This window comes from Pseudoalteromonas sp. M58 (assembly GCF_042604605.1).
GTDB classification, from domain to species: domain Bacteria; phylum Pseudomonadota; class Gammaproteobacteria; order Enterobacterales; family Alteromonadaceae; genus Pseudoalteromonas; species Pseudoalteromonas tetraodonis.
In genome coordinates this window covers 1,564,995-1,585,274 of the sequence record NZ_CP152390.1, presented here as the reverse complement: position 1 = coordinate 1,585,274, position 20,280 = coordinate 1,564,995, and the positions used below count along the sequence as shown (strand labels likewise).

The 20,280-nt window shown below is 39.9% G+C and carries 16 protein-coding genes; 4 read left to right on the top strand and 12 right to left on the bottom strand.

Features of this window, described 5'->3' with window-relative positions; translation table 11 throughout:
• Nucleotides 1–121: 121 nt before the first annotated feature.
• A complete protein-coding gene (locus AAGD16_RS07255) occupies nucleotides 122–2,083 on the bottom strand; it encodes an FAD-dependent oxidoreductase (RefSeq protein ID WP_377114615.1) in 1,962 nt (653 codons plus the stop codon).
• Between the two features lie 322 nt (nucleotides 2,084–2,405).
• Here AAGD16_RS07255 and sppA point away from each other — a divergent pair, with 322 nt between their 5' ends.
• Nucleotides 2,406–4,271, top strand: a complete 1,866-nt coding sequence (gene sppA / locus AAGD16_RS07250; protein WP_008112457.1) for a signal peptide peptidase SppA — start codon at nucleotides 2,406–2,408, stop codon at nucleotides 4,269–4,271.
• A 70-nt stretch (nucleotides 4,272–4,341) separates the two neighbouring features.
• Nucleotides 4,342–5,352: an asparaginase gene (ansA, locus tag AAGD16_RS07245; RefSeq protein WP_008112456.1), complete on the top strand. Its 1,011-nt coding sequence runs from the start codon at nucleotides 4,342–4,344 to the stop codon at nucleotides 5,350–5,352.
• Between the two features lie 66 nt (nucleotides 5,353–5,418).
• On the opposite strand, the gene gndA is transcribed toward ansA, so the two are convergent.
• Entirely contained in the window at nucleotides 5,419–6,792 is a 1,374-nt protein-coding gene (gene gndA / locus AAGD16_RS07240) for an NADP-dependent phosphogluconate dehydrogenase (RefSeq protein ID WP_013464864.1), read from the bottom strand.
• Between the two features lie 350 nt (nucleotides 6,793–7,142).
• Here gndA and pyk point away from each other — a divergent pair, with 350 nt between their 5' ends.
• Nucleotides 7,143–8,579, top strand: a complete 1,437-nt coding sequence (gene pyk / locus AAGD16_RS07235; protein ID WP_008112452.1) for a pyruvate kinase — start codon at nucleotides 7,143–7,145, stop codon at nucleotides 8,577–8,579.
• A 62-nt stretch (nucleotides 8,580–8,641) separates the two neighbouring features.
• On the opposite strand, the gene AAGD16_RS07230 is transcribed toward pyk, so the two are convergent.
• From AAGD16_RS07230 to thrS, 10 genes are all read right to left on the bottom strand, one after another.
• Nucleotides 8,642–9,466 (bottom strand): LytTR family DNA-binding domain-containing protein, encoded by an 825-nt coding sequence (locus AAGD16_RS07230; RefSeq protein WP_008110464.1) that lies wholly within the window; start codon nucleotides 9,464–9,466, stop codon nucleotides 8,642–8,644.
• The gene (locus AAGD16_RS07225) at nucleotides 9,463–10,536 is read right to left on the bottom strand and encodes a sensor histidine kinase (protein WP_008110465.1); all 1,074 of its coding nucleotides are present in this window, start codon (nucleotides 10,534–10,536) and stop codon (nucleotides 9,463–9,465) included. The genes AAGD16_RS07230 and AAGD16_RS07225 overlap by 4 nt, the downstream gene beginning before the upstream one ends.
• 258 nt (nucleotides 10,537–10,794) lie before the next feature.
• On the bottom strand, nucleotides 10,795–12,351 hold the full coding sequence (locus AAGD16_RS07220; RefSeq protein WP_377114608.1) for a SulP family inorganic anion transporter: 1,557 nt from the start codon (nucleotides 12,349–12,351) through the stop codon (nucleotides 10,795–10,797).
• Between the two features lie 114 nt (nucleotides 12,352–12,465).
• Nucleotides 12,466–12,924: an Lrp/AsnC family transcriptional regulator gene (locus AAGD16_RS07215; protein ID WP_008110469.1), complete on the bottom strand. Its 459-nt coding sequence runs from the start codon at nucleotides 12,922–12,924 to the stop codon at nucleotides 12,466–12,468.
• A gap of 84 nt (nucleotides 12,925–13,008) precedes the next feature.
• On the bottom strand, nucleotides 13,009–13,650 hold the full coding sequence (locus tag AAGD16_RS07210; RefSeq protein ID WP_377114604.1) for an MBL fold metallo-hydrolase: 642 nt from the start codon (nucleotides 13,648–13,650) through the stop codon (nucleotides 13,009–13,011).
• A gap of 1 nt (nucleotide 13,651) precedes the next feature.
• Nucleotides 13,652–15,469, bottom strand: coding sequence for a M14 family metallopeptidase (locus AAGD16_RS07205; RefSeq protein ID WP_377114601.1), 1,818 nt, complete (start codon nucleotides 15,467–15,469; stop codon nucleotides 13,652–13,654).
• A 287-nt stretch (nucleotides 15,470–15,756) separates the two neighbouring features.
• Nucleotides 15,757–16,119 (bottom strand): 50S ribosomal protein L20, encoded by a 363-nt coding sequence (gene rplT, locus AAGD16_RS07200; protein WP_008110477.1) that lies wholly within the window; start codon nucleotides 16,117–16,119, stop codon nucleotides 15,757–15,759.
• Between the two features lie 15 nt (nucleotides 16,120–16,134).
• The gene (rpmI, locus tag AAGD16_RS07195) at nucleotides 16,135–16,335 is read right to left on the bottom strand and encodes a 50S ribosomal protein L35 (RefSeq protein ID WP_004587840.1); all 201 of its coding nucleotides are present in this window, start codon (nucleotides 16,333–16,335) and stop codon (nucleotides 16,135–16,137) included.
• 212 nt (nucleotides 16,336–16,547) lie between these two features.
• Nucleotides 16,548–17,108 (bottom strand): translation initiation factor IF-3, encoded by a 561-nt coding sequence (gene infC / locus AAGD16_RS07190; RefSeq protein WP_008110479.1) that lies wholly within the window; start codon nucleotides 17,106–17,108, stop codon nucleotides 16,548–16,550.
• Between the two features lie 59 nt (nucleotides 17,109–17,167).
• The gene (thrS, locus tag AAGD16_RS07185; RefSeq protein WP_377114597.1) at nucleotides 17,168–19,078 is read right to left on the bottom strand and encodes a threonine--tRNA ligase; all 1,911 of its coding nucleotides are present in this window, start codon (nucleotides 19,076–19,078) and stop codon (nucleotides 17,168–17,170) included.
• Nucleotides 19,079–19,643: 565 nt separating this feature from the next.
• Between thrS and AAGD16_RS07180 the strand changes: the two genes are divergently transcribed.
• The gene (locus tag AAGD16_RS07180) at nucleotides 19,644–20,090 is read left to right on the top strand and encodes a DUF3010 family protein (protein ID WP_008110482.1); all 447 of its coding nucleotides are present in this window, start codon (nucleotides 19,644–19,646) and stop codon (nucleotides 20,088–20,090) included.
• Nucleotides 20,091–20,280 lie beyond the last annotated feature (190 nt).

Here is a 20,280-nt window from a genome sequence, read left to right as displayed (position 1 = left end):
TAGCGTATTTATTAGCTATACAAGAAATGAGGGAAAGTTAAAATCAACAATATAAGGGTCTGATTATAAGTTAACTATCTTTAAAAAATAATCAGACCCGTGTACTTACTTAAATTGCATATTAGATACTGCGTGCAACTTGTAAAGCTTCAAATATAGCGCGCTTGGCATCAATAGCCGCTGCCAGTTTAGCGCCACCAATAACATGAACCTTGGCATTCTCTGCTTGCGTCTTAAATAGTTCGTCATTAGACACTTGGCCAATACAAGCAATCACAGTATCAACTGGCAATAATTGTGTTTCGCCAGCAACACTGATCGTTAGGCCGTTTTTATCAAAACGATGGTATTGGCAATTGGCAATTTGCTTAACGCCATGTTGTTTAGCAACTTGACGATGTATCCAACCGGTTGTTTTACCTAAATCACCACCAAAGCGCCCTTCACTGCGTTTAAGCATATAAAGTTGACGCTCATCTTTATGAGGCTGAGCATCGCACTCTATTCCCCACTGGGTTTTAAAGTCGCTGATACTTTGTGATTTATGTTCACTTAAAAATGCCACCATATCAAAACCAATACCGCCTGCGCCTAAAATCGCAATCGAGTTACCAAGTTCAACCTCACCGCGAATGACTTCATCGTAGGCAAAAACACGTTTGTCATCACTACATTCTATAGAGGCTTCACGTGGCCTTACACCCGTGGCAAAAACCACATCGTCAAACTGGCTCAGCATACTATCATCAAATGCTTTGCCTAATTCAATGGTGACGTTTAAACGCTTAAGTTCATTGGTAAAGTAAGCCAATGTATGGTTAAAGTCTTCTTTACCTGGTATTTGCATGGCTAAATTAAACTGCCCACCCATATGCTGCTTTTGGTCAATAAGCGTTACATTGTGACCTTTTTGCGCTAAGTAACAACTTGAAGAAAGCCCAGCAGGACCCGCTCCAACCACTAATACATTTTTAGCTGTTGCGGCTTTTTCTAGAGGGTAATCAAGTTCAAAACCCGCTTGTGGATTAACTAAGCACGTGGCACGTTTACCTTTAAATACGTGGTCTAAACAGCCCTGATTACACCCAATACAAATATTAATATGGTCAGAGCGCTTCGCTTGGTATTTATTAAAAAACTCAGGATCGGCAAGTAAAGGACGCGCCATAGAGATTAAATCAGCTTCACCCGCCGTTAAAATATCATTGGCAATTTCTGGTGTATTAATGCGGTTTACGGCAATAACAGGCACGCTAATGACATCTTTCAACCGCTTTGACGCTTCTTTAAATGCGCCTGGGGGTACCATGCTTGCAATTGTCGGTACTCGAGCTTCATGCCAACCAATGCCAGTATTAAAAATATCAACACCTGCTTTTTCAAGTGCAATAGCTTGTTGTGTTACTTCCTCAGGAGTTGAGCCATTCGGAATTAAATCGATAACAGACAGTCTAAAAATAATTAGAAATTTATCTGAAACTTTAGCTCTTACTGCTTTTACAATCTCAACAGCTAAACGCATTCTGTTTTCAAGACTGCCACCAAACTCATCGTCTCGTTTGTTTGTATGCGGTGCCATAAATTCATTAATTAAGTAACCTTCAGAGCCCATCACCTCAACGCCATCGTAACCTGCTTTTTCTGCTAAATATGCAGAGTGAGCAAAATCTTTAATGGTTTTTTTAATTGAACTTAAAGACATAGCCTTAGGTTTATAAGGGTTGATCGGTGCTTTTATCGCACTTGGGGCTTGATTGAATGGATGATAGGCATAGCGCCCAGCATGCAATAACTGCAGGCAAATTTTACCACCATGTTGATGAACAGCTTGCGTATAAGCACGGTGTTTAAAAACATCATAATAACTATTAAATGATGATGAAATAGGCGTTAACTTGCCGCGAAGATTAGGGCTATATCCCCCCGTAATGAGCATTGCTGTGCCACCTTTAGCACGTGCTTCATAAAAAGCACGTAGGCGTTTACGATTATGCCATCCCTCTTCGAGGCCGGTATGCATTGATCCCATTACTAAACGGTTGCGTAATTGTGTGTGTTTTAGTTCTAATTTTTGTTCTAACATCCTGTGCCCCAATAACTGGTCTAACCTGTGTGCATTTAGTCAATTCTGCTTTAATGACCAACAATAAGCAATATATGAGCAGATTAAACTTAATAATTTTTTAACTTAAAACCTGTTGACTGCGTTTATCTTGACCAATAGCGTGAGTTAAAAGTAGTGACTACAGCCATAATTTCAGTAATTATTTATTAAATAAACACGTGTTTAATCTCAAGTGTAATTGAATTTATAAATGTTTCGTTACGATTTAGCAGTTAAATTTATTTATATTCTACGCTAAGATGGCAATAACGTTTTAGCTGTACCAATTTAAGGAGCTATTTTGATAGCAAAGGTATTTAAAGGTATATGGACGGGGATCAACTTCTCACGTCGTTTAATACTCAACGTATTGTTTTTATTTTTGGTCGTCATTTTTATCGTATCGGTATCAAGTGACGGTGATAAAATTATTGTCGAAGAGGGCTCTGTTCTTAGACTTAACCTTAATGGCCCTATTGTCGAAGAAAAAACCTATATAGACCCTGTTGAAGCCGCTATTAATGATGCAACGGCCAGTGCTGACTCACCCAGTGAAATATTGCTCGACGATGTAGTTGAAGTAATTAATGAAGCAGCACAAGACTCGCGTATAAGCGCTATTTTGCTTGATTTACAAGAAATGCCAAAAGCACATTTAAATAAGCTCAAACAAATTACACAGGCACTTGAAACATTTAAAGCAACTGGTAAAAAAGTGATTGCCTCAGGGTATTACTACACCCAAGCACAATATTACATTGCCGCGCATGCAGACGAAATTGCGATGCATCCTTATGGTAGTGTGCTTATTGAAGGCTACGGTATGTACCCGCTTTACTTCAAAGACGCATTAGAAAAATTAGAAGTCACTCAGCATATATTCCGTGTAGGTACCTTTAAATCGGCCGTTGAACCGTTTATCAGAAACGATATGTCAGAGGCAGCTAAAGAAGCAAACCGTGTATGGCTTGGTGCTTTATGGAATGAATATAAGCAAGACGTTAGTGCTGTACGTCCTTTTGATGAGTCAAACTTTGATGAAACAATGGATGTTTATTTAGCTAAAATGCAAGCCGCTAATGGTGATGCCGGTAAATATGCACTGGATAACCAATGGGTTGATTCATTAAAAACCAATCAGCAAATTCGCCAACAATTAATTGAATTGGTTGGAGAAAATGAAGATGGAAAAACATTTAAACAAGTCTCTTTTGGTGAATACTTAAGTTTAGTAAAACCGCCTATTGAGTTTGATAACCCTATGACTGAAAAAGTCGCTGTTGTGGTTGCTAAAGGCACTATTGTTGATGGTGAGCGCCGTGCTGGTGAAATTGGTGGTGATTCAACTGCAGCCCTACTTCGCAAAGCGCGACTTGATGACAAGGTTAAAGCGGTGGTTTTACGAATAGATTCAGGCGGTGGCAGCATGTTTGCCTCAGAAGTAATTCGTGCTGAAGTACTTGCACTTAAAGCTGCTGGTAAACCCGTTATTGCATCAATGAGCTCAGTAGCTGCATCAGGCGGTTATTGGATTGCATCGGCGGCCAATGAAATTTGGGCAGCGCCGAGTACAATTACCGGTTCAATTGGCGTATTTGGTACCTTTATGACATTTGAAGATACCCTCGCTAAAATAGGCGTGTATTCAGATGGCGTAGCGACCACCGAATTGGCAGGTTTTTCAATCACTCGCCCACTTAACGAGAAAATGGCTAAAGTTATTCAAATGAGTGTTGAAGAAGCGTATGGACGCTTTTTAGATGTGGTTGCTGAGGCACGTAATATGACCCCAGAGCAAGTTGATAAAATTGCCCAAGGTCGGGTATGGATTGCCTCTCAAGCTCAAGAGCTTGGTTTAGTTGATAAACTTGGTAATAAACAAGATGCGATTAAAGCAGCTGCAGAGCTTGCAAAGCTTAACTACTATGACGTTAAAACAATTAAGCAATCGCTTAGCCCACAAGAAAAAATGCTTCAAGATATTTTCGGCAGTGCCGCCGTTAAATCAGTACTTGGGCTTGAAACACAAAAAACAGCAGTATTAGCCAGCCAAGCTAATCTGCAAAGTGTTATTAAACAATTAAGCAGTGAAGTAGAAAACCTAAAAGATTATAACGATCCACAAGGTGTTTATGCCCGCTGTTTAGAGTGTACAGTTGCACAATAGTGCCTTAACAGGCTGTATTGATTAGCAGTTAGCGTTATACTAAGCCCAGTTTTTTTACTGGGCTTTTTTTATGAAACGTAAACGCATTTATATCGCTTACACTGGCGGTACCATAGGAATGAAAAAATCAATTCGCGGCTATATTCCTGCTGAAGGGTTTTTAACCGAAACCGTGGTTAATAACGCAGAGTTTAATCGTGAAGAAATGCCATTATTTGATATTCATGAATACTGCCCACTTATAGATTCTTCAGATATGTCACCTGCTCATTGGCAACTCATCGCCGATGATATAAAAAGTAAATACCAAGATTACGATGGCTTTGTGGTACTGCATGGTACCGATACTATGGCCTATACTGCATCAGCTCTGTCGTTTATGTTTGAAAACTTAACTAAACCTATTATTGTGACCGGCTCACAAATTCCGCTGTCTCAATTACGCTCTGATGGTCAAGTTAACCTACTTAATGCCATGTATTTAGCGGCTAACTACCCCATTGCAGAAGTCAGCTTATTTTTTAATAATCAGTTGTTCAGAGGTAATCGTGCCACCAAAGCCCATGCAGATGGGTTTGATGCATTCGCCTCACCTAACTTAGAGCCGCTTGCGCTTTCAGGTATTAATATTCAGCTGATCAAAGGGCAATTAAGCCCGTATGTAGAAAATGAACTCCAAGTTACCCCTATTACACCGCAAGCTATTGGCGTGCTGTATTTATACCCAGGGATCAGCAAAGAAGTAGTAAAAAGCTTAGTTAATGGCAATATTAAAGCCCTCGTACTGCTAAGCTTTGGCGTAGGCAATGCGCCACAAGACCCTGAGTTTTTAGATATTCTGGATGAAGCAAGTAAACGGGGTGTTATTATTACTAATTTAACCCAATGTTTAAAAGGCCAAGTGAACATGGGCGGTTATGCCACGGGTAATGCGCTGTTAAACATAGGCGTGATCAGCGGTTACGATATGACCTTAGAAGCATGCTTAACTAAGCTGCATTACTTGTTTAGTCAAAACCTAGAAATTGAAACAATTCGCCATTTAATGCAAGATAACCTGCGTGGTGAGCTGACCCGTTAAGTAATCAGTTAAGCGAATAACAAAAAAGGACGCTACTTAGCGTCCTTTTTGATTACTTAGATTTTATTAACGAACTTTTGCGTCAATATCAACTAAGTCAGTTAAATGACACGTTTCACCACTGTGGGTTTTAATGCCATGCTCACCAAAGTAATCACGCTGGGCTTGAACTAAGTGCCCATTACTTGGTGTTGTTAACGTTGCTAAGTAGGTTTGTGTTGCACTAAGCACAGGAAACGCCAGACCCGTCATAACGGCTTGGCCAGTCACTTTACGCATCGCTAATGACTCTTTTTCAAGCGTATCAATAAACTCAACGCCTTGCGCTACACTATCTAGATAATCAGCACGGATAATACACCCTGCACGCCATGTTTGTAGCGTTTTCGCTAAATCAACTTTCCATTGATGAGTTCGTGAAGCGCCTTTAATTAATGCAAGTCCTTGACGGTATGCCAATAGGCTCGCAAGGGTAAACGCATCTTTTAGCTCGTCTAAATCAATATCAACTTGCGTGGTATTTTGTGCGCTGTACGTCATTTCTTGTGCGGCAGTGGTATTACACGCATTAGTTAAATGACGAGCTTGTACAGCAGCCACTAGCGACGGTACCGCAATACCTAATTCAAGGGCGTTTTGTGCTGTCCATAAACCGGTGCCTTTTGCGCCTACTTTATTGTCAATTAAATCTACAAGCGGCACATTATGCGAATTTTCAAGTGATAAAATATGGCTTGAGATTGACAGTAAATAACTATTTAGCTGCCCTTGAGACCATTCGTTAAATATCTCTGCAATTTCTTTAGGTGAGCGATTAGTGCCGTGACGCAATAGCTGATACATTTCTGCAATCAGTTGCATGAGTGCGTATTCAATTCCATTGTGAACCATTTTTACAAAATGGCCGCTGGCTGACTGGCCCACACGCGCAAAACACGACTCGCCTTTATAGCTTGCAGCAACCTTTGTAAACCATGGCTCGACACGCTCCCAGCCACCTTCAGAACCACTGGCCATCATAGCTGGACCGTGACGTGCACCCTCGGCACCGCCTGAAATACCCATAGTGGCAAATTCAAACTTATCTTGGTATTTGAGCTTACGGTTAATACCGTCTTTATAATTACTGTTACCACAATCAACAATAATATCACTACACTGAACACCCGCTTCAATAAGCTCGTTGCAAACCGCATCAACTAACTCACCAGCAGGCACAAGTAATAAAATAGAACGCGGTGCTTCTAAACGCCTAACCATATCCCCTAGATCAGAGACAATGTGAAGTTTATCAGCCATGCCTTGTGATTTAGCACAACTTAGTAATTCTTCACCCGCATTTGGGTTTTTGTCATAAGCGACAAGCGTTATCCCTTTTTCAATCAAGTTCAGGGCAAGATTTTTCCCCATAACGCCTAACCCTACTAATGCAACTTGCATTTAGTGCCCTCCTCGGTAACAACTATTTGGTTAGTAAATTAAAATAATACCGCGTGCATTATACTCAGACCGCAGCCATGAGCAAAGCTACATGCATTTATTACAGTTAAAATAAACGCCGTAATTATATCAAACAACCGCCCTCTCAGGGGAAGAAATAGCAGTGCTATTTAAATTTTTAGATCATTGACGCCCTGTGACACCGGTGTCATAATGATGACATATTCATTTTGTATATAATAGTCGCAATGTTATAAAAATTGCATAAAACTAAAGATTGCTCTTTATTAGTAATCGCTAAAAACAAAATAACCGTCAACTTGCTTAAAAAAAGCACACAGGAGAATTTAATGTTAAGACGTACAAAAATAGTCGCGACACTTGGACCTGCAACAGATAGAGATAATAACTTAGAAAAAATTATTCGTGCAGGCGCAAATGTCGTTCGATTAAATTTCTCACACGGTGTTGCACAAGATCATAAAGACCGTGCACAAGCTGTTCGAGATATTGCAACTAAACTTGGTAAGCACATCGCGATTCTCGCTGACTTACAAGGCCCAAAAATTCGCGTTTCAACCTTCAAAGAAGGCAAAGTGACCTTATCTGTTGGTGCAAAATTTATTCTTGATGCCAAAATGGAAAAAGGCCAAGGCGATATTAACGCCGTCGGTATTGACTACAAAGAGCTACCACAAGATGTTGCCCCAGGTGATTTATTGCTATTAAACGATGGCTTAATTCAACTCACCGTAGAAAGTGTTGAAGGTCACTTAGTTCATACCATTGTGACTGTTGGCGGCGTACTTTCTAATAATAAAGGGATTAACCGTTTAGGTGGAGGCTTAACAGCACCTGCATTTACGGAAAAAGATAAAGAAGATTTAATCACCGCTGCTGAAATTGGCGTTGATTACATTGCGGTTTCTTTTCCTCGCAGTGGCGATGATATGCGTTATGTGCGTTCATTAGCGGAGGCTGCAGGCTCTAATGCACAGCTTTTAGCTAAAATTGAGCGTGCTGAAGCAGTAGAAACACAAGAAGCAGTTGATGACATTATTTTAGCCTCTGACGCTGTTATGGTTGCCCGTGGCGACTTAGGTGTTGAAATTGGTGATGCTGCACTAATGGGTAAACAAAAACTCATTATTCGTCGTGCTCGTTCATTAAATCGTACCGTAGTAACCGCTACGCAAATGATGGAATCGATGATCGATAACCCTATGCCAACACGCGCAGAAGTTATGGATGTTGCCAATGCAGTACTTGATGGCACAGATGCAGTGATGCTTTCTGCTGAAACAGCCGCTGGTGATTACCCGGAAGAAACCGTTGCTACTATGGCGCGTGTTTGTCTAGGTGCTGAGTCGCAAAAAGAAACACACGTTTCTAAACATCGTTTAGACAGCCGTTTTTCTTCTAATGCCGAATCAATTGCCTTATCAGCTATGTATGCAGCTAACCACTTAGACTCTGTTAAAGCGATTATCACCTTGACTGAGTCGGGTAGCACGGCAAAATTGATGTCGCGAATTAGCTCTGGACTGCCTATTTATTCACTTTCACGTCATGCAAGTACATTAGGTCAAACAGCACTGTATCGTGGTGTTTACCCTGTATTTTTTGACTCTACAAAATGTGAAAAAGATAGCATGGTTAAAGATGCATTAAGCACACTTGTAGCCGCAGGCTCTTTACAAGCAGGCGATACCGTGATTATTACCCACGGTGATGCGATGGAAACGATTGGTGCAACCAACACGATGAAAATAGTCACGGTTTCGTAACTGTAACGCGCATAAAAAAACGCGAGCTAAAAGCTCGCGTTTTTTTATGTTATTTATTAAAGTTAGCTAGCCAGTGCTGCTTTTACTTTATCACGGTAACTTCTACTTACTTTAAGCTCTTGTCCGTTATCTAACACTAATAAATATTCACCACTAACCTGAGTTACCAGCTTGCTAATTTGTTTGGTGTTAACAATCGCGCTGCGATGAACACGTACAAATAAGCTTGGATCTAATTCTTGTTCAAGCTCTTTCATGGTTTTACGTAATATATGCGTTTGCCCATCTTGGCAATGCAGACACATGTAATCACCTGCCGCATCTACCCACTGTATAGTAGCAACGGGTACTCTGACAATTTCGCCCTGCTCTTTTACGGCCAATGACTCAGGATAACGACGATCCGTAAGGGTATCGCCTGTGGCTAATTTCTTTAAAATTTCTTCGCAGTTATTGCCTGTTATCCCTGCTACGAAGCTCGCTAGTTTTTTCTTATGGGCGTTATCCTGCTGAGTTTTTAAATAGGTATGCACTTTTTCTACCGCCTGTTTTAACCTGTTATCATCAACGGGTTTTAAAATGTAATCTAAAGCATGAATTTCAAATGCTTTAACAGCAAAGTGATCAAACGCCGTAACAAACACAATGGCAGGTAAATCTTTACTGCTTTCACTTAAAGCACGTGCGACTTCAAAACCGTTCATACCAGGCATTTGAATATCAAGAAAGACAAGATCAATTTTTTCGTTTTTACAACTTTCAATCGCATCAAAACCTGAACTACACAGTTTGATCACTTCAATATCAGAAAACTCTTCAAGCCTGACGGCTAAACCTTTACGTGCTAATGGTTCATCATCAACAATAAGCGTTTTTATTCTTGTCATTTCTTCACAGCCTTCTCAAACGGGACTCGCAGATTAACTTTTAATCCACTTGGCGTATTATGTGATAATACAAACGAGTAATTATTTTCGTAGAGCGTTTTTAATCTGTCTCGGGTGTTTGCTACCCCTACGCCTTGTGCATTAACTAACTGACCATTTTCAATATCAGTGCCAGGCCCATTATCGCCCACTTCAAGTAATAATTCATTAGCAAAAACTTGCGCTTTTATATCAATAACACCACCTTCTGACATATGGGCAATGGCGTACTTAATGGCATTTTCGATGATCGGTTGTAATATTAAGCTCGGCACTAATGCTTGTTTGGCCTGCTCACTCACGTCCACATTAACTTGTAAGCGCTCATCAAAACGTACACGTTCAATTTCTAAATAGAGCATTAATGCATGTAACTCTTGCTCCAGCGGCACTTTTTTAATTGGATCAGTATTAAGCGTATAGCGTAAAAAGTCACTCAATTTAGATACCATCAAGTTAGCATCTTTATTTTCTTTTACCAAAACTAAGGTTGATATTGCATTGAGCGTATTAAACAAAAAATGAGGATTTAGCTGGTATCTAAGCATTTTTAACTGCGCTTCGTGCGCCATTGTGGTCGCTTTTAAGGCTTTTTGACGTTCACTTTGTAATAACTGGTAATACTTAACCCCAAAGTACAAACCACTCCAACACAAAATAATATAAACAGAATCAAGTCCTTGTTGTAAATAATAAAACCATTCTTCAGGACGGTATCCGTGGCGATAAATTTCCCACAGGTTAAACTTTTGCACCACGGCCCATAATGTACCGGTTATATAAGAGGCGCCAAATACAACAATAATTAATACCCAAGGTGAGGCATTCCAAATTTTGCGATAAATATAACGCAGAGGCACAGTCATTAAACAGCCCGCATAGGCGTTTAGTAAAATAACGAATACGTAAATATCACGCATTTCGAATACTTTAGAACCAATATAGTTAACTAACGCATAACCTATCCAGCCTGCAATTTGCAAAAGCCAGAAAAAACGTTGTCTGTTATCAATTAAAGACTGCCAATTCAAAATTAATTATTACCTTGTAAATTTGTCACTATTATATCGATTTATCGTCGGGTATAGCACTACCAACTGTCTTACTTTTTAATAGCCCTATCGCAAACAATAAATTAAATAAATACAGGATGGATGTTCAGTTCTGGTTTAGTTGTTACGTTAAACAGGCTAAAACTCGTGTTGCAATTACCCCTTGCGGATGGTTTAAAGCGCATAAAAAAAGCGAAAGGCATCCACCTTTCGCTTATCAATGTTTACTTTTATTTTTTAAGCAAGCTTATCTGAAGCAACTTTATAAGTCGGATCTTCAATTACGTTCACTTCAACTAAGTCACGTGCTTTATGAAGTAGTTCTGTACAGTCTTTACTTAAGTGACGCAAGTGCAGCTTTTTACCCGCTTTATTGTATTTGTCAGCTAAGCTGTCGATGGCCTCAATCGCACTATGATCCGCAACGCGACTGTATTTAAACTCAACAATCACATCTTTAGGGTCATTCTTAACATCAAATAAATCAGCAAAGTTTTTAACCGAACCAAAAAATAAAGGCCCATGTAGCTCGTACACTTTTGAACCTTCTTTATCAATATAGTTAGTTGTGTAAATATGTTTTGCATGCTGCCATGCAAACACTAACGCAGAGACAATAACACCTACACACACCGCAATCGCAAGGTCGGTAATAACCGTTACACCCGAAACTAATACAATCACAAAAGCATCAGATAAAGGCACGCGTTTCATCATTTTGAAACTCGCCCATTCAAACGTACCCAGCACCACCATAAACATAACCCCAACTAATGCGGCCAGTGGGATCATTTCGATTAAGCTTGAAGCGAAGATAATAAATGCAAGTAACATCAATGCGGCACTAATACCTGATAAACGCGAACGTCCACCTGAATTAATGTTGATCATAGATTGGCCAATCATGGCACAGCCACCCATTGCACCAAAGAAACCACATGTGACATTGGCCGCACCTTGGCCAATACATTCTTTATTAGAATGGCCACGGGTTTCTGTAATTTCGTCAATCAAGCTTAGCGTTAACAGCGATTCAATTAAGCCAATTGCTGCAAGAATAAGCGCATATGGAAAGATAATTCGTAGTGTTTCTAGGTTAAAAGGGACCATAGGAATATGAAACTGTGGTAAGCCACCGGCAATGGTTGCAGCTTCATTTCCTGTCATGCCTTTTAAGAAATCAAGTACCGTACGTGCTTCTAAATCAAGACCAATCACTAAACCCGTTACAGTAACAATAGCAACCAGTGATGAAGGCACTGCGGTAGTTAATTTTGGTAAAAAGTGAATAATTGCCATCGTTAGCGCCACTAAACCTAACATGATGTAAAGCGCACTGCCCGTCATCCACATTTGGCCGCCAGCACCATCAGGCACTTTAAACTGTCCAAGCTGGGCTAAAAATATAACAATCGCTAAACCGTTAACGAAACCGAGCATAACAGGATGCGGAACCATACGAATAAATTTACCGAGCTTAAATACCCCAGCCAATATTTGTAGTAGTCCCATCAGCAACACAGTGGCAAATAGGTATTCCACTCCGTGATCAAGTACTAAACTTACCATCACAACCGCTAATGCACCGGTTGCACCCGAAATCATACCCGGACGACCACCAAAAATAGCCGTAATTAAGCCCACAATAAATGCGGCGTATAAACCAACAAGAGGTTCTACATTTGCAACAAAGGCAAATGCAACAGCTTCTGGGATCAAGGCAAGTGCCACTGTCAATCCAGAGAGAATATCGTTTTTAGCAGAGCTTGGCGCTCTGCTGAGTAAGTTAAACATTGAGTTCCTCAGTTTTATTTCGCTAACAAAAAAAGCGCTAGATTTTATCAAATTAGCGCTCATTTCACAATTATAGTTAATTCAGCCTGTGTGTTTTTAGCTGCTTAGTAAAGTTTAAAGTGGCAGTGCCGTGCTTCGTTTAACACACGTCATGGTCACATTAGAATGAACCTCTTGTACATATTCTAAGCTAAGCAAGTTATCGCGTACAAAGTGCTCATAACCTTCTATGCCTTGAGAAATAATACGCAACATAAAGTCCATAGTGCCAGCCATGGTGTAACATTCAGTCACTTCATCATAGCTAAGTATTAATTTTTCAAACTCAGCTAAATTCTTTTTACCATGGTTTGATAAACGTACATGGGCGTAAACCAACATATCAAAGCCCAGCTTTTTTTCATCAAGCAATGCGACTTTACTTTTGATGTAGCCATCTTGTTCTAATTTAGCAATACGACGCCAACAAGGAGACTGAGAAAGTCCGACTTTGTCTGCAATCTCAGCAGTTGATAAACTTGCATCTTGTTGTAAAAGTGCCAATATTTGGCGATCTACGTGATTTAGAGACATTTTATTTCTTATTTATCTAATAAATTGGTTAAATTATACAGCCTTTTTAAAAAGCAGTCTGCTTATTTTTAACAAATATGCACATCAACCAAACTGGCCACTTACAAATGGGTTAGTAGCCTGTTCATGAGCAATATGGGTGTTGTCACCATGGCCACTTAAAATTGCAGTGTTCGGTGGTAATGTCATGATATGTTGCATTATAGAGTCGATTAGCTGCTTGCTGTCGCCTTTAGGAAAGTCGGTACGCCCTATTGAACCTTTGAAAATAACATCCCCGACGATAACCGTATTGTGTGCTTGTTGATAAAACACAACATGGCCTGGCGTATGCCCTGGGCAATGAAGTACTTTAAACTCAAGCTGCCCAACCTTGATACTATCACCATGGGCTAACCATTCATCAGGATAGAAGGAGTTGATCGGTTTAAAGCCAAACATAGTGGCTTGCATCGGTAAATTGTCGAACCAAAAACGTTCATCCTCATGAGGCCCAATCATCTTTACCTTGTGTTGCTCGCGTAAATTATGCGCAGCGCCTACATGATCTAAATGCCCATGGGTTAACCAAATCGCTGCCAATGATAAATTATGCTGCTTAAGTGATGCATTAATTTTGTCAGCATCACCGCCAGGGTCGACCACGACAGCTTGCTGGGTTTGTTCACATACTATAATGCGGCAATTTTGCATAAACGGGGTTACGGGAATAGTGATTATTTTCATCTTATATTTCTTTATCTTTTTGTGCTGGAATAACTATATTCTCTTCGTATGACATTAAAACTGGGTATTTCAAATAAGCTTGATCATAAAATGGGCTATGCTCATATAACCAATTTAAACGTGCTTCAGCGTTCTTAGCAAAGTCTTTATCCTGGTTTACTTTTTTATCAAATTCTTGGGCTAATTTGGGGTCATCAGCAAGCATTTTTTCAGCAAACGGTATCAAAGCATAATTTTCCATATATTCAGTGCGCTGAAAAATAGTATTAAACTCCCCCCAAGCAAAAAATGAATCTGGTGCTTCAGGATGTAGCAAGTGGACAGCTAACTCTCCTGCCTTTTGCTGCGTACTCACTTCAAACCAACCATCTAAATCCACATTTGTAGCTGGTACATAATCAAAACTAGCCGACACTCTAAAACGCCCTTCAAATGGCGCTTTATCAAAACTATATTGCGCTACTTTTGCCATTTTTAATGGCTGAGTGTTGGCACCACTGAGCTTATTAACTGACACCCCATGCAGGGCTAATTTCTCAATAATATCGGTGTAAACAGGTGGAATAAAAAATGATTTTGGTACTTCAACCGTGTGCTGCACCTCTTTTTGCCAAAAAATAGGCAGCTTGTCATAATCCTGTTTTTTACCCAAATAGCTTACTTCTTGTTGATTTGACAATGGGCTCAGGCTTTTAGAATAAGCAATACCTTTAAACGCGATATGATCAGGCTGCTCAGAATAACCACGCTTAACAATTAATTGCTTAGGAACAAATTCTTGTTCTTTTTTTACTGCATTAGCGAGTTTATCTTTATGCGCTGATAATGCTTCAATAGCACCATCTATAAACACATAAGTCCCTAACACGCGTTGTTTGTATGGCTTTAAAGAATGGTTTTCAACTAAAATGGTAGGCAATGACTTTAAATCACCCCACCCGTTTGAAAACCGCGGTGTGGCAACCCAACCGGCCAGCCCTGATTTAAATTCTTGCTTATCCATAACAAACACTAAAGGGCCCGGAATATGGCCTTGCTCAGTGAGGGTTTGATCAATCATTGGTTTAAAATAACGGTTAAGCGCATCTGAAATGGCAGGCGACTCGCTAGCAAATACCGGGTTATAGCCATAGGTTACATCGTATTGGTAATCAGCCCCATCAGTCACGTGTACGTCAATATACAAATTCGGATTATAATCATTAATTACTTGAAGGACGCTTTTAATCTCTGGCGTATCAAGCTTAGTGTAATCACGATTTAAATTAAGATTATTTGCGTTTGTTCTAAAACCCATTTTTACAGGGCCACGCTGATTAATACGATTAAACGCACTACTACGCTCGTGACCATCAACGTTTAATATTGGGATAAATAAAATGTTTACCTTTTTTAATATATCGCGTCGTTTACCCGTAGCAATATCTCTAAGCAGCATAAACATCGCATCTTTACCATCAATCTCACCAGCGTGAATACCAGCCTGAATAAGCACGGTTGGTTTGGTGCTATTGGCCATTTGACCCGCATTAAAAAAACCTTGTTCGCTGGCAATCAACATTTTTATTGCTCGTTTACTATTACTATAGCCAATCGTTTTTGATTTAAATTGAGTGGGATTCGCCGCCACTAATCTATCAACAAATGCCATGGTATCAGCATAATTGGGAGACGAGACTCCTGCAGAAATTTCAAAGTCTGTGGTTAAGGGTCCCTGTTGTTGCAATAGTGAGGTACTACTACCTTCCCATGGTAATAATGGCGGTAAATGATTGCTATTTGCCATACTTGCAGATAAAACCAATAAACTTATAAACATATACTTCTCTAACAAACCCATTAATTAAGAAAAATTATAGCAATTAAACTTTTCTAGTTGCCAAAACTGCGGTGGTTCAACAAAAAAATACAGCCAACGGCATTTTTAGTTGCAGCCCAGCCACGCTATCAACATCTACTGAATAAAAAGGGCTAATAAGTACCTAAAAAAACGAACACACAACGGTAATAAATAAAGGAAAAAGCCTACAAGCGCATAAAAAAGATAATAAATTACAGGCACAAAAAAAGGAGCCATGGGCTCCTTTTCATTACTTATACAAAAACTTAAGCTGCCGCTAGGCCTTCTTTTGCTTTTGCTACAAGCGCTGCGAATGCAACTTGGTCGTAAACAGCGATATCTGCAAGGATCTTACGATCGATTTCTACAGATGTCTTTTTAAGACCATTGATAAAACGGCTGTAAGACAGACCATTTTGACGTGAAGCAGCATTGATACGTGCAATCCATAGTTGACGGAAAGTACGTTTCTTAGCACGGCGGTCACGGTAAGCGTATTGACCCGCTTTAGTAACAGCCTGGAAAGCTACGCGGTAAACACGTGAACGTGCTCCGTAGTAACCTTTCGCTTGTTTTAAAACTTTTTTGTGACGTGCACGTGCGACAACGCCGCGTTTAACTCTTGCCATTTCTAAAAACCCCTATTAAGCGAATGGTAACATACGTGAAACTAGACCATGGTCATTTTTATGAACCATCATCTTAGGACGTAGGTGTAACTTACGCTTAGAAGTTTTCTTAGTCAGAATGTGACGAAGATGCGCTTGTTTACGCTTGAAACCGCCAGAAGCAGTCTTTTTGAAACGCTTAGCTGCGCCTCTGTGACTTTTTAGCTTGTAAGCCATTGCAATAACTCCAATTGTATTGCTTTAAATTTAGTAAGAAGGCGTGAGATATATTGCTATAGCTCCACTTTAAAGGCCTAACTTACTGCTATGTTCCGGTGAAAACCCGATATAAATACCGCAATTTTACTTTAAAACCGGTTAACTCAGGTGGACATTTCCACATCACTTGCAAACCTGAGCTAAATTCGGTGCGTATTATCGCCTAATTATTACTTTTTAGCAACCGGTGCCATCATCATAACCATTTGACGACCTTCAACACGATTTGGGAAAGACTCAACAACTGCTAACTCTTCTAAATCGGTTTTAATACGGTTTAATAATTCGATACCAATTTCTTGGTGAGCCATTTCACGACCACGGAAGCGGATAGTTATCTTAGCTTTATCGCCAGCTTCTAAGAACTTACGTAAGTTGCGCAGCTTAACCTGATAATCGCCTTCATCCGTTCCCGGACGGAATTTGATTTCTTTAATCTGGATTTGCTTTTGCTTCTTCTTCTGCTCTTTTAGTTCTTTGCTTTTTTCAAAGATGAACTTACCGTAGTCCATAACCTTACAAACAGGCGGCTCAGCGTTTGGACTGATCTCTACAAGATCAACACCCGCTGCATCAGCCATAGCTTGCGCGTCTTTTAATGACTGAATTCCAGCTTGTTCGCCGTCGATGTCGATTAAACGAACTTCTAGCGCTGTAATTTCTTCGTTAATACGATTTTTTTGAGCTGTTTGTTGCCCTTTCTTGCCGCCTCTAATGGTACGTTCCTCCAAGAATATCAATAATATAAGCGTGTAGTTGGCTGTTTGAGATTGCCCTACACGCTCGATTTTTACTGTCGATTTTTGATTTCTTCACTGATTTTAGCGATAAAATCATCGACATTAAATTTGCCTAGGTCTTCACCTGTGCGAGTTCGTACTGCTACTTCTCGTTGTTCAACTTCTTTATCGCCAACAACCAGTAAGTAAGGAATACGCTTAAGTGTATGTTCTCGGATTTTAAAGCCAATCTTCTCATTTCTCAAGTCAGCAGCGGCTCTAATTCCAAGTTTATTTAATTTTTGTACAATTTCCTGCACATAAGGTGCTTGTTTATCGGTGATATTCATAATCACCACTTGCTTAGGCGCAAGCCACGTTGGGAATAAACCAGCGTACTCTTCTGTTAAGATACCGATAAAGCGCTCAATAGACCCTAAAATAGCGCGGTGTATCATAACAGGTGTGCGACGTTCGTTATTTTCAGCTACATAAGTAGCGCCCAAACGACCCGGTAATGCAAAATCTAGTTGCACTGTACCACACTGCCACGCTCTGTCTAAGCAATCGTACAAAGTAAATTCAATTTTAGGGCCATAAAACGCCCCTTCACCTGGTAAATAATCAAATTCAATGTCATTTGCTTTAAGTGCGTCAGCAAGTGCAAGCTCTGCTTTATCCCACATTTCATCTTCGCCAATACGTTGCTCTGGGCGAGTTGAAAGTTTAACTACAATTTTTTCGAAACCAAATGTTTCATAGGTATCGTAAACCATTTTAATACAGGCCGATACTTCATCCATGATTTGCTCTTCTGTACAAAATACATGAGCATCATCTTGGGTAAAGCCGCGTACACGCATTAAGCCATGAAGCGCGCCTGATGGTTCATTACGGTGACAACAACCAAACTCAGCCATACGCAGTGGTAAATCACGGTATGATTTTAAACCTTGGTTAAATATTTGTACGTGACCTGGACAGTTCATTGGCTTGATTGCGTATTCACGCTTTTCAGATTCCGTGGTAAACATGGCTTCTGAATACTTTTCCCAATGCCCTGATTTTTCCCACAAAGAGCGATCCATCATCATTGGACCTTTCACTTCTTCGTATTGGTACTCACGTAATTTTTCACGCACAAAATCTTCTAGCTCGCGGTAAATGCTCCAACCATCGTTGTGCCAAAATACCATACCTGGCGCTTCTTCTTGCCAGTGCCATAAATCGAGTGCTTTACCGATACGACGGTGATCGCGCTTCTCAGCCTCTTCTAAACGCTTTAAATACGCTTTAAGTTGCTTTTTATCGCCCCATGCTGTGCCGTAAATACGCTGTAGCATTTTGTTTTCAGAATCACCGCGCCAGTATGCGCCGGCCACTTTCATAATTTTAAAGTTTTGACAAAACTTCATGTTTGGCACATGAGGACCACGACACATATCGATGTATTCTTCGTGATGATATAAACCTGGACGGTCATCTTGTGCGATATTTTCGTCTAGTATTTCAATTTTGTATGTTTCGCCACGCGCTGCAAAAGTGTCGCGCGCTTCTTGCCAGCTAACGGTTTTTTTCACTACGTCGTAGTTTGTTTTTGCGAGCTGTAGCATACGTTTTTCAATGGCATCAAGATCATCTTGAGATAACGAATGTTCCATATCAATATCGTAGTAAAAACCGTTATCAATTGTTGGACCAATCGCCATTTTTGCATCAGGAAAAAGTTGTTTAACAGCATGACCAATTAAGTGCGCACACGAGTGGCGAATAATCTCTAGGCCATCGTCGTCTTTTGCGGTAATGATCTCAAGACGAGAATCGTCACTAATTAAATCACACGCATCTACGCGTTCGCCATTAACACGACCCGCAATGGTGGCTTTAGCAAGACCTGGGCCTATATCGTTTGCTACATCAAGTGTGCTTACAGGGTTTTCAAAACTACGCTGACTACCGTCAGGAAGAGTAATAACTGGCATTATAAATCCTTACATACAGTGGTGACACCTACAATGTATCACGTGTATTTTTAATTAATTAAATGAGAATGACTCGACAACGCTTTTACGAATAAGCATTGACTATTTTTCGCCAAAAATGGCTAATGTAGATGCTGAGTCTGCTCAACTACAAGAGAGTTATTGTCGCGTGCTGCAGCATTAATTACAAGTTTTAAGCTATTAAAAGCCACCCTATTTTACCATAAAAGTGCAATTAATAACGTTTAATAAGAGTCTGTTGGCTTTCTGTATTAGGATTTGTTCAATCTAGGGGCGATTTAGTTAAAGCCCGGGAGCTATCACCTGGCGCTAAGTAAAAAATTGAGCAACGCTCACACCTATTTAAAGTAAACAAACCATAGCGCTGTCTTAGCTAAAAAAAGGAGGGCTGCACATTTAGCCGCAAAGATAAACAGACCTTGTTACATCAAAATGACGAATGGACGTTAAGCGTTAACAAAAACACCACTGTAAGTGCTTAAACTCGCATTTTAATGCGTGTTGCGTATAATAACGGGTAATTAAGTTATAGTAGAGATTAGCAATGAGAACATGTGGTGTAGAAATTACCGGTAGTGATGTACTACTTTGTATTTTAAGTAAAGATAATGACGTTTTTGATATTCGTGATGTGCGCCAAACACGCTTTACCTTAGGTAACGGTAACGACACTGAAGTAATGCGTAAGTTTCAGTTTGATTTTGCCAAGTTAATGCAAGATTACCAAATTGATTCGGTTGCCATTCGCGAACGCCAACCTAAAGGTAAGTTTGCTGGTAGCGCTAAAGGATTCAAAATGGAAACCGCTATTCAGTTAATCGATAATCTCGATGTACGTGTGTTTTCAACCACCGAAATAAAAGAACAAGTAAAACGTAATCCGATACCTATCGCGTTTGAAGACACCGGTCTTAAAAAGTATCAAGAAAATGCATTTGTTAATGCTTACGTTTACATCATGAAAAAAACGTATCGCAGCGACGAAATGTAAATTAATTACATCCTTATAAAAACGCGTATTCGCTAGAGAGTACGCGTTTTTTTGTCTTTAAATTCTACATAAAAACAGTAATACCAATTCGCTTAACTAAGTGATATAATTTGAGGGAGGAAAATCGTGTCGATATCAAAGCAAAAATTTCGTTAGTTAGTTGTTCTAAATGAGAAATTTTTAACACAGC

Excerpts from the sequence above, each read along its gene's own strand:
- AAGD16_RS07180 (WP_008110482.1), top strand. The coding sequence starts at position 19,644 with ATGAGAACATGTGGTGTAGAAATTACCGGTAGTGATGTACTACTTTGT.
- gndA (WP_013464864.1), bottom strand. The coding sequence starts at position 6,792 with ATGCAAGTTGCATTAGTAGGGTTAGGCGTTATGGGGAAAAATCTTGCC.
- ansA (WP_008112456.1), top strand. The coding sequence starts at position 4,342 with ATGAAACGTAAACGCATTTATATCGCTTACACTGGCGGTACCATAGGA.
- thrS (WP_377114597.1), bottom strand. The coding sequence starts at position 19,078 with ATGCCAGTTATTACTCTTCCTGACGGTAGTCAGCGTAGTTTTGAAAAC.
- AAGD16_RS07255 (WP_377114615.1), bottom strand. The coding sequence starts at position 2,083 with ATGTTAGAACAAAAATTAGAACTAAAACACACACAATTACGCAACCGT.
- pyk (WP_008112452.1), top strand. The coding sequence starts at position 7,143 with ATGTTAAGACGTACAAAAATAGTCGCGACACTTGGACCTGCAACAGAT.
- AAGD16_RS07205 (WP_377114601.1), bottom strand. The coding sequence starts at position 15,469 with ATGTTTATAAGTTTATTGGTTTTATCTGCAAGTATGGCAAATAGCAAT.
- AAGD16_RS07220 (WP_377114608.1), bottom strand. The coding sequence starts at position 12,351 with ATGTTTAACTTACTCAGCAGAGCGCCAAGCTCTGCTAAAAACGATATT.
- AAGD16_RS07230 (WP_008110464.1), bottom strand. The coding sequence starts at position 9,466 with ATGACAAGAATAAAAACGCTTATTGTTGATGATGAACCATTAGCACGT.
- AAGD16_RS07215 (WP_008110469.1), bottom strand. The coding sequence starts at position 12,924 with ATGTCTCTAAATCACGTAGATCGCCAAATATTGGCACTTTTACAACAA.
- rpmI (WP_004587840.1), bottom strand. The coding sequence starts at position 16,335 with ATGGCTTACAAGCTAAAAAGTCACAGAGGCGCAGCTAAGCGTTTCAAA.
- rplT (WP_008110477.1), bottom strand. The coding sequence starts at position 16,119 with ATGGCAAGAGTTAAACGCGGCGTTGTCGCACGTGCACGTCACAAAAAA.
- AAGD16_RS07210 (WP_377114604.1), bottom strand. The coding sequence starts at position 13,650 with ATGAAAATAATCACTATTCCCGTAACCCCGTTTATGCAAAATTGCCGC.